The organism is Ruegeria sp. YTSC106, assembly GCF_059609765.1.
In genome coordinates this window covers 1-2,134 of sequence record NZ_JBXWMI010000046.1, presented here as the reverse complement: position 1 = coordinate 2,134, position 2,134 = coordinate 1, and the positions used below count along the sequence as shown (strand labels likewise).

At 52.3% G+C, this 2,134-nt stretch carries 1 protein-coding gene; it reads left to right on the top strand.

Annotated elements, in window-relative coordinates:
• The first annotated feature begins 195 nt into the window (after positions 1-195).
• A complete protein-coding gene (locus AC2FEB_RS23285; protein ID WP_496884420.1) occupies positions 196-1,956 on the top strand; it encodes an adenylate/guanylate cyclase domain-containing protein in 1,761 nt (586 codons plus the stop codon).
• The last annotated feature ends 178 nt before the right edge of the window (positions 1,957-2,134 follow it).

The following is a 2,134-nucleotide window of genomic DNA, read 5'->3' as shown; positions in this document are numbered from 1 at the left end:
GTTATACCCCTGAAGCTCGCGGGTATGAATCACGCAGGCGGGATGGCGACAACCAAATTAATAGGTCCAGAACCTAGATAGACCGACACAGAGTATGGAGTTAAGCTTCTGAATGAGCCGATCTACATTGGCCAATTATGTGTTTTTCGAGGGTGTTATTGGATGGTTCAGACTGACGGACCTCGCACGGCCGAAATGCGTCGGCTTGCAGTCGTCGCATTCGCGGACGTTGCAGGGTTTTCGCGTCTTGTCGCAGAAAACGACATTCGCGCCGGCAATAAATGGAAAACGTTAAGAGAAGGTGTTTTGCTGCCCTTGCTAAAACGACATGGCGGAAGGCTAGTTGAAACCGCCGGAGATGCAATCCTTGTCGAGTTTACAAGTGTTGTCGCGGCCCTAGAGTGGGCGGTGGATGCACAGAATACCCCGCAACTCACGGCTGATATGGATGCGGGCAGTGAAAGTCATTTGCAATTGCGGATTGCAGTAAATGTCGAAGATGTCTTAGTGCAAGATGGGAACATACTGGGCGACGGCGTAAACATTGCATCGCGTATTCATGATGCAGCGGCCCCCGGTCAAATCATAGCTACGGGCATCGTACGGGAATTGGCTGCCAACAAAGCCAATGTCAGTTTCAAAGATATCGGGACTCCCCGGCTTAAGAATATCAAACGCATTGTGCACTTGTTTCAGGTGATTCCTTCTGATGCAGCGTCCGAAGAAGAGACGCGGTTGCACCAACCCTTTATCGAGTGGACCTCCCGCCCCACCGTTGCAGTTCTGCCGTTTCGCGCGTCATCGGGCCATGAAATGGAGGAGTATTTCGGGTCTGGCATCACCGAAGACATCATCAATGGCCTGTCGCGCAGCCATGCCTTTCACGTCATCGCGCGCGCCTCGACTTTGCGATTTGCAAAGCGTTCGATGGACTTACAGGAAGTTGCCTCGCTGCTAGGCGTCAACTACGTGATGGATGGCAGTGTGCGCCGGCAAGGCGATAAGCTAAGGATAACGGCGGAATTGGTCGACGTCGCCTTGAACCGATCGATTTGGTCCGAGACGTTCGACGGAAGTGCAGATGACCTGTTCGACTTCCAAGATACCATCGTGGCAGCAGTCGTTGGATCTTTTGAACCGCGCCTGAAAGCGCATGGTATCAAGCGCGTTCGAAATCGCTCTACGGAAAGCCTTGACGCATATGACTGCGTTCTCAAGGCGGCCTCGGAACTGTACCGGTTCACTGAGGACGGTTACCGGAACTCCGGAACTGCGCTGCGACGGGCAATGGAGCTCGATCCTACATATGCGCAGGCCTACGCTTATTCTGCATGGCGACTGAATTACCTATTTGGCGAAGGGCACTCGGACGATCCTGAGCGGGACAAAAAACTGGCCATTGAACATGCTCAGTATTCAATTGCACTTGATCCCGAAGACTCGTTTTGTCAGGTCGTGGCGGGTCATTTGACAAGTCTGCTCCAAGGAAAACCCCATCAAGCACTGTCGATGTTCGATTTGGCTTTGTCGCTGGATCAAAACAATGCTTTGGGCTGGGCCTGGAGTGGGGTTACTCTGTCCTACCTTGGCCGCGGTGAGGACGCGATACACAGGTTTAAGAATGCCTTTAAGCTCAGTCCTTTTGACACTTTGAATTTTACATGGTGGACCGGCGCCGGAATTGCGGAGTTTGTGTCTGAGAATTATGCCGAATCCATTTCTTGGTTGGAAAAGGCTCGGCACGTAAATCCGCGCTTCATTGCAACGTTGAGGATTTTGGCCGCAAGTCTCGCGATGAATGGGGAAGAAGATAAAGCTCGAGAAGTCGGTAAAGAGTTATTGAGTCTCGACGAAAAATTCTCGGTCGATCGTTTTGTTTCATGGTACCCTTTCTCTCATAGCGAACACAAACGGGCTTTGAAAAGCGGGCTCTTGATCGCGGGCTTGCCGCGCTGACTGATTTTTTCACGGGCAATTTTTATCCGAAACAAATTCCAGGGAGACTTCAGATGACATCGGACATGAATACAGGAAACGGTATGGGCCGAGGCATGGGCATGGGCATGGGCCGAGGCATGGGTATGGGCATGGGCCGAGGCATGGGTATGGGCATGGGCCGAGGCATGGGTATGGG

What these genes read in the sequence shown, in the direction of transcription:
- AC2FEB_RS23285 (WP_496884420.1), top strand. Translation starts at nt 196, where the DNA reads ATGCGTCGGCTTGCAGTCGTCGCATTCGCGGACGTTGCAGGGTTTTCG.